Annotated in this window: 7 protein-coding genes and 1 pseudogene; 5 read left to right on the plus strand and 3 right to left on the minus strand. The window is 65.5% G+C overall.

The window, feature by feature from the left end; genetic code table 11:
• The 3 genes and pseudogenes from BIS11_RS07255 to BIS11_RS07265 all read right to left on the minus strand — a co-directional run.
• Positions 1-161, minus strand: a pseudogene (locus tag BIS11_RS07255) (ABC transporter permease); the annotation flags it as partial.
• Between the two features lie 96 nt (positions 162-257).
• Positions 258-1,019, minus strand: a complete 762-nt coding sequence (locus BIS11_RS07260) for an ABC transporter ATP-binding protein (RefSeq protein WP_253421575.1) — start codon at positions 1,017-1,019, stop codon at positions 258-260.
• Complete coding sequence (locus tag BIS11_RS07265; protein WP_253421573.1) at positions 1,016-1,819, minus strand: ABC transporter ATP-binding protein; 804 nt, start codon at positions 1,817-1,819, stop codon at positions 1,016-1,018. The genes BIS11_RS07260 and BIS11_RS07265 overlap by 4 nt, the downstream gene beginning before the upstream one ends.
• A gap of 350 nt (positions 1,820-2,169) precedes the next feature.
• Here BIS11_RS07265 and BIS11_RS07270 point away from each other — a divergent pair, with 350 nt between their 5' ends.
• The 5 genes from BIS11_RS07270 to BIS11_RS07290 all read left to right on the plus strand — a co-directional run.
• Positions 2,170-2,589, plus strand: coding sequence for a MerR family DNA-binding transcriptional regulator (locus BIS11_RS07270; RefSeq protein ID WP_253421570.1), 420 nt, complete (start codon positions 2,170-2,172; stop codon positions 2,587-2,589).
• Between the two features lie 67 nt (positions 2,590-2,656).
• Positions 2,657-3,826: an isovaleryl-CoA dehydrogenase gene (locus BIS11_RS07275; RefSeq protein ID WP_253421567.1), complete on the plus strand. Its 1,170-nt coding sequence runs from the start codon at positions 2,657-2,659 to the stop codon at positions 3,824-3,826.
• A 9-nt stretch (positions 3,827-3,835) separates the two neighbouring features.
• The gene (locus BIS11_RS07280) at positions 3,836-5,443 is read left to right on the plus strand and encodes a carboxyl transferase domain-containing protein (protein WP_253421564.1); all 1,608 of its coding nucleotides are present in this window, start codon (positions 3,836-3,838) and stop codon (positions 5,441-5,443) included.
• 4 nt (positions 5,444-5,447) lie between these two features.
• A complete protein-coding gene (locus BIS11_RS07285) occupies positions 5,448-6,269 on the plus strand; it encodes an enoyl-CoA hydratase/isomerase family protein (protein ID WP_253421561.1) in 822 nt (273 codons plus the stop codon).
• Positions 6,266-7,665 (plus strand): acetyl/propionyl/methylcrotonyl-CoA carboxylase subunit alpha (locus BIS11_RS07290; RefSeq protein WP_253585871.1); only part of this gene is annotated, 1,400 nt, incomplete at its 3' end. The genes BIS11_RS07285 and BIS11_RS07290, both read left to right, overlap by 4 nt.

Here is a 7,665-nt window from a genome sequence, read left to right on the forward strand (position 1 = left end):
GCCAACCCGCCTGGCCCCGCCAGATCGCGGTAGGTGCCGGACATGTCGGCCAGATAGCCGATGCGCACCTCGCCATCGCTGATCTCGGCCTGGACCGAGGTCGCCACGGCCGCCGCCGCGAACGCGATACTCGCTACTAGCGCCTTTCTGGGCATTGTCATCTTCTGCGCCATCTTCCACTCCCGGCCATGGGCCTTTGTTGTTGTCGTGTTGAGGGTATTGCGGCCTTACCTGTCGTTGTCCACGATCGCCAAGCGTCACACGCCGAGCAGCGAATGAAGGTGCTCGCGCCTGCCGGCGAGCTCGAATGCGCTGATTTCCTCGATGATCTCGCCGTGCTCCATGACGAAGTGACGATCCGCCAAGGGAGCGGCGAAGCGAAAGTTCTGCTCGACCAGCACGATAGTCATGCCGCTCGCCTTGAGCTGAACCAGCACCTCGCCGAGTTTCTGGACGATGACCGGCGCCAGCCCCTCGGTGATCTCGTCGAGCAGCAGAATACGCGCGCCGGTGCGCAGGATGCGCGCCATGGCAAGCATCTGCTGCTCGCCGCCGGAAAGCCGGGTGCCTTGGCTCCTACGCCGCTCGTAAAGATTGGGGAACATCGCGTAGAGGGCGTCGAGGCTCATGCCGCCGGAGCTGACCGTCGGCGGCAGCAGCAGGTTCTCGTGCACGTCAAGACTTGCAAAGATGCCCCGCTCCTCCGGGCAGTAGCCCACGCCCAGCCGCGGCACGTGATGCGGCTTCATGCCGAGCGTCTCTTTACCGCCGATGACGATCGACCCGCTGCGCCGGCCCACCATGTTCATGATCGCCTTGAGCGTGGTGCTGCGCCCGGCGCCGTTGCGACCCAGGAGCGTGACGAGCTCGCCCTCCTTCACGTTCATGTTCACGCCGTGGAGGATGTGCGATTCGCCGTAGAAGGCGTGGAGATCGGTGATCTTGAGAATGTCCCGCGCACGCGCAGCGCTCGCGGCCTCGCGGGGCTGGCGAGTGGCCTCGCCGCTTTCGTCGATCATGCGCTCGCCCTCGCACTGGGGGCTTCACCATCGTCGGTTTCGCTGCCCATGTACGCCTCGCGCACCCGCGGGTCTTGCGACACGCTCTGATAGTCGCCTTCTGCCAGCACCGCGCCGCGCGCCAGCACCGTGATGCGATCGCACAGCCGGCTGACCACGCTCAGGTTGTGCTCCACCATCAGCACCGTGCGCCCTTTCGCTACGCGCTTGATCAACGCCACGATCCGGTCGACGTCCTCGGCACCCATGCCCTGGGTGGGCTCGTCGAGCAGCATCACGTCCGGGTCCAGCGCCAGGGTGGTGGCAAGCTCCAGCGCCCGCTTGCGCCCGTAGGGCATCTCGACGGTGAGCGTATCGGCGTACTCGGCAAGCCCCACCTCGTCGAGCAGCTCGAGCGCCCGCGCGTCGAGCGGCGAAAGCGTTCTTTCCGACTTCCAGAAGTGAAACGAGGTGCCCAAGGAGCGTTGCAGCGCCACGCGCACGTTCTCGAGCGCGCTCATGTGGGCGAACACCGCCGAGATCTGAAACGAGCGCACCAGCCCCAGCCTTGCGATCTGGTTCGACTTGAGCGCGGTGATCGGCTTGCCGCGATAGAGAATCTCGCCCCGGGTAGGCGGCAGGAATTTGGTGAGCAGGTTGAACACGGTGGTCTTGCCGGCGCCGTTGGGGCCGATCAGCGCGTGGATATGGCCCTCCTGAACCCGCAGGTCGACCCCATCCACCGCCGTGAAACCGCGAAAGCTCTTGGTCAGGCCCCGGGTTTCCAGCACCGGCGGCGAGGCGCTTGCGTCAACGCTCATGAGGCAATCCTTGATGGTCGAGAATTGTTGTTGTTTTGAATCGAACCCGCCCATCGCGGTTGGCGAGGGCTTTCGTGGGCAAAGATGGCAGGCCCTGTTGTCGTTGTTCTGGGCCGCACCTTTACCTTCACGTAAGGTACAGATGCAACCTAGCAACACGCCACCGCCACTGACAATTACAACTTTGGTCCAAGCGAGTATCGATAATCCGCTAACGAAATTATAAGCTTAGCTTTTACAACCGGTTAACCAACGACCTCCTCATTACGACTCATAAAGACTTTCTTTACGTTAACGTAAACTTGTTTTAGCCTCAGGTCAGATGACCGCAACACCACGAGACATGCCTCATGAGCAAGACCTACTCGATCAGCGAGCTGGCCGCCGAATTCGACGTCACCACGCGCAGCATCCGTTTCTACGAGGACCAGGAGCTTCTGCGCCCCGCGCGCCGCGGCCAGACCCGCATCTACAGCAGCAAGGATCGCGTGCGCCTGAAGCTCACCCTGCGCGGCAAGCGCCTGGGCCTTTCGCTTGCCGAGATTCGCGAGTTGTTCGAACTGTGGGACGAAACCCGCAGCGGCAGCGAAAAGCAGCTTGCGCTCATGCTGGCCAAGATCGGCGAGCGCCGGGCGGCGCTGGAGCAGCAGATGAAGGACATCACCATGGTGCAGCTCGAACTCGAAAGCGCCGAGATCCGCTGCCGCCAGGCGCTGGAGGAGCTCAACGAAAAACGAAGTGACGAGGAGCGCCCCCGGGCGTCGGGCTGATCGCCCCATCCTCGCAGACACGGCACCTTCACGAACCAACAACTCCACAAGATTCAGGTGATCGACGATGCACTCTCTCTACACGGAACTCGATTTCGGCCTCGATGAGGACATGAACATGCTGCGCCGGGAGGTGAACGCCTTCGCCGCCCGCGAGATCGCCCCCCGCGCCGCCGAGATCGACCGGCAGAACGAATTTCCCGCCGATCTGTGGCAGAAGTTCGGCGAGCTGGGGCTTCTGGGTATCACCGTTTCCGAGGAGGACGGCGGCAGCGGCATGGGCTATCTCGCCCACTGCATCGCCATGGAGGAGATTTCGCGCGCCAGCGCCTCGGTCGCGCTCTCCTACGGAGCGCACTCCAATCTCTGCGTGAATCAGATCAAGCGCAACGCCACTGCCGAGCAGAAAGCGAAGTACCTGCCCAAACTGATCAGCGGCGAGCACGTGGGGGCGCTGGCCATGTCCGAGCCCGGTGCGGGGTCGGACGTCGTGTCGATGAAGCTTCGCGCCGAGAAGCGCGGCGACAAGTATATTTTGAACGGCAACAAGATGTGGATCACCAACGGTCCGGACGCCGACGTACTGGTGGTCTACGCCAAGACCGACCCGGCGGCGGGCTCCAAGGGCATCACCACCTTCCTGATCGAGAAGGGCATGCCGGGCTTCTCGACAGCCCAGAAGCTCGACAAGCTGGGCATGCGCGGCTCGAACACCTGCGAGCTGGTGTTCCAGGAGTGCGAAGTACCCGAGGAGAACGTGCTCGGCGAGGTCGGCAAGGGCGTGCGCGTTTTGATGAGCGGGCTCGACTACGAGCGCACGGTGCTCGCTGCCGGCCCCATCGGCATCATGCAGGCGGCGATGGACGTGGTGGTGCCCTACATTCACGAGCGCCAGCAGTTCGGCCAATCGATCGGCGAGTTCCAGCTCGTTCAGGGCAAGGTGGCGGACATGTACACCACGCTCAACGCCTGCCGGGCGTACCTCTACACCGTGGCCCGGGCCTGCGACCGCGACCAGACCTCGCGCAAGGACGCCGCCGGGGTGATTCTCTACTGCGCCGAGAAGGCAACGCAGATGGCGCTCGACGCCATTCAGCTGCTTGGCGGCAACGGCTACATCAACGAGTACCCCACCGGGCGGCTTCTGCGCGACGCCAAGCTCTACGAGATCGGCGCCGGCACCAGCGAGATTCGCCGCATGCTGATCGGCCGCGAACTGTTCGGCGAAAGCCGCTGAGGGGGCGCGATGAGCACACTTACCAGCCAGATCAACCCGCGCAGCGAGCAGTTCCAAGCCAATGACGCCGCGTTCAGAACCAAGGTCGAGGCGCTTTTCGATCTGACCGACGCCGTCTCCCAGGGCGGCGGGGCGAGCGCCCGGGAGCGCCACGAAAGCCGCGGCAAGCTGTTCGTGCGCGACCGCATCGACCACCTGATCGACGAAGGCGCGCCGTTTCTCGAGTTCTCGGCACTGGCCGCATTTGATGTTTACGAAAGCGAGGTGCCCGCTGCCGGCGTGGTGACCGGCATCGGCCGGGTCAAGGGCGTGGAATGCGTGATCGTCGCCAACGACGCCACGGTCAAGGGCGGCACCTACTTCCCGCTGACGGTGAAAAAGCACCTGCGCGCCCAGGAGATCGCCCGCAAGCATCGCCTGCCGTGCATCTATCTGGTCGACTCCGGCGGCGCCTTCCTGCCGCGTCAGGACGAGGTCTTTCCGGATCGTGACCACTTCGGGCGCATCTTCTACAACCAGGCCACGATGTCCGCCGTGGGCATCCCGCAGATCGCCGTGGTGATGGGCTCCTGCACCGCGGGTGGGGCCTACGTGCCAGCCATGGCGGACGAGTCGATCATCGTGCGCGAACAAGGGACCATCTTTCTGGGTGGGCCGCCGCTGGTCAAGGCGGCCACCGGTGAGAGCATCAGCGCCGAGGCGCTGGGCGGCGCCGACGTGCACGCCAGGGTGAGCGGCGTGGCGGATCACTACGCTGAAAACGACATGCACGCGCTCCAGCTCGCCCGCCACTGCGTGGCGCGGCTCAACTGGCAAAAGCGCGGGGAGCTTGCCATGAAGCCCGCCGCCCCGCCCGTACTCGATCCCTCCGAGCTCTACGGCATCGTCGGCACGGATTTGAAGAAGCCCTTCGAGGTGCGCGAGGTGATCGGGCGCATCGTCGATGGCTCAGAGTTCGACGAGTTCAAGCGCTACTACGGCGATACGCTGGTCACCGGCTTTGCCCACATTCACGGCCACCCGGTGGGGATCGTCGCCAACAACGGGGTGCTGTTTTCGGAAAGCGCGGTGAAAGGCGCGCACTTCATTGAGCTCTGCGCCCAGCGCCGCGTGCCGCTGGTGTTTCTGCAGAACATCACCGGCTTCATGGTCGGCTCGAAATACGAGCACGAAGGCATCGCCAAGCACGGCGCCAAGCTCGTCACCGCCGTGGCCTGCGCGAAAGTGCCCAAGTTCACCGTGCTGATCGGCGGAAGCTTCGGCGCCGGCAACTACGGCATGTGCGGGCGCGCGTACGACCCGAATCTTCTGTTCATGTGGCCTAACGCGCGCATCTCGGTGATGGGCGGCGAGCAGGCCGCCGGGGTGCTCGCCCAGGTCAAGCGCGAGCAGATCGAACGCGAGGGCCGGCAGTGGTCACGGGACGACGAGCAGGCGTTCAAGCAGCCCACCCGCGAGCAGTACGAGCGCCAGGGCCACCCTTATTATGCCAGCGCCAGACTCTGGGACGACGGCGTGATCGACCCGCTGCAGACCCGCGACGTGCTGGGGCTTGCGCTCGCCGCCGCGATGAACGCCGAGATCGAAGAGACGCGCTTCGGCGTGTTCAGGATGTGATGCCATGAACCATTCGACGCTGACGATCGAGCGCGGCGTGGCGCGCCTGAGCCTGAACCGCCCGGCGGTGCACAACGCTTTTGATGATCACCTGATAGCCGAGCTGACCGAGCACCTCAAGGGGCTGCTCGAGCCCATCGAGCGCCAGGAGGTGCGGGTATTGCTGCTCGCCTCCGAGGGCAAAAGCTTCTCGGCGGGGGCGGATCTCAACTGGATGAAGCGCATGGTCGACTATGATCATGATGCTAACCTCGCGGACTCACGCAAGCTCTCCGAGCTGATGCACCGCCTCGATACCCTGCCCTGCCCCACGCTTTGCCGCGTGCAGGGCGCGGCCTTCGGCGGCGCGGTGGGCCTGGCCGCCTGCTGCGACGTGGTCGTGGCGTCGAGTCGCGCCAAATTCTGCCTCTCGGAAGTCAGGATCGGGCTGTCGCCGGCGGTGATCAGCCCCTACGTTCAGCGCGCCATCGGCGCCCGGCAGATGCGCCGCTACGCGCTCACGGCCGAGGTGATCGACGCCGACACCGCTCAAACGCTTGGGCTCGTTCATCAGGTGGTCGAACCCGACGGGCTGGACGAGGCGATCGAGGCGATGACCCAGACGCTTTTGAAGGGCTCGCCCCGGGCCCAGCGGGCGACCAAGGCGCTGCTGGCCGCCGTGGGCCAATCGCCGGATTCCGACGCCACCCGCGAACGCACTTGCCAGACCATCGCCACGCTTCGCGCAAGCCCGGAGGGTCAGGAGGGGCTTGCGAGCTTTTTCGACAAGCGTTTGCCTGCCTGGGCACCGCTGGATGACACCGATCACGCCGGGGAGCGCCCATGAACGACACCACCCGCAAGTTCGATACGCTACTGATCGCCAACCGCGGCGAGATCGCCTGCCGGGTGATGCGCACCGCCCGCCGGCTGGGCATCAAAACCGTCGCGGTCTACTCCGACGCCGACCAGAATGCGCGTCACGTGCGCGAAGCCGACGAAGCCGTGCGCCTGGGCCCGGCGCCGGCCCGCGAAAGCTACCTGAATATCGACGCGGTGATCGAGGCGGCCAAACTGAGCGACAGCGGCGCGGTGCACCCGGGCTACGGCTTTCTCTCCGAGAATGGTCGCTTCGTCGAGGCGCTGGAGGCCGCAGGCATCACCTTCGTCGGCCCGCCGGCGTCTGCCATCGCCGCCATGGGCGACAAGGCCGCCGCCAAGGCGCGCATGGCGGAGGCCGGCGTTCCGCTGGTGCCGGGCTACCACGGCGACGACCAGGACGACGGCGTGCTGCGCGAGCAGGCCAACCGCATCGGCTACCCGGTGATGCTCAAGGCCAGCGCCGGCGGCGGCGGCAAGGGCATGCGCATCGTCGAGCGCGAGGCGGATTTCCAGGCCGCGCTGGAGAGCTGCCGGCGCGAATCCCGGGCCTCCTTCAGCGATGACCGCATGCTGATCGAGAAGTACCTGGTCAGACCCCGCCACGTCGAAGTACAGGTGTTCTGCGACCGCTTCGGCGCCGGCGTCTATCTCTTCGAGCGCGACTGCAGCGTCCAGCGTCGCCACCAGAAGGTGCTGGAAGAGGCGCCCGCGCCGCACATGACCGAGGAACTTCGCGCCGCCATGGGCGAGGCCGCCGTGCGCGCCGCGCAAGAGATCGGCTACGTCGGCGCCGGCACCGTCGAGTTCCTGCTCGATGCAGACGGCGCCTTCTACTTCATGGAGATGAACACCCGGCTGCAGGTGGAGCACCCGGTCACCGAGATGGTCACCGGGCTCGATCTGGTCGAGTGGCAGCTCAAGGTGGCGATGAACGAGCCGCTGCCCTGTACCCAGGGCGAGCTCACCCTGAACGGCCACAGCTTCGAGGCGCGCCTCTACGCCGAGGACCCGGCGAACGATTTTCTACCCGCCACCGGCACCCTCACCCGCTTCGCGCTGGATCTCGACGGCTCGGGACTCGACCCCGCCCAAGTACGGCTCGATAGCGGCGTGGCACGAGGCGATGCGGTGTCGATGCACTACGACCCGATGCTCGCCAAGCTGATCACCCACGGCCCGGATCGTGACGCCGCGCTTGCCACCCTGAACCGGGCGCTGGCCGCGCTTGACGTGCAGGGCGTTGTGACCAACCGCGCCTTTCTCCAGCGCTTGGCCGGCCACCCGGCGTTCAGGGACGCCGAGCTCGATACCGGCTTCATCGAGCGCCACCATGAAACGCTCTTTGCCGAGCCGGTGCCGCC

Source organism: Halomonas sp. 707D4, from assembly GCF_024158685.1.
GTDB lineage: Bacteria > Pseudomonadota > Gammaproteobacteria > Pseudomonadales > Halomonadaceae > Vreelandella.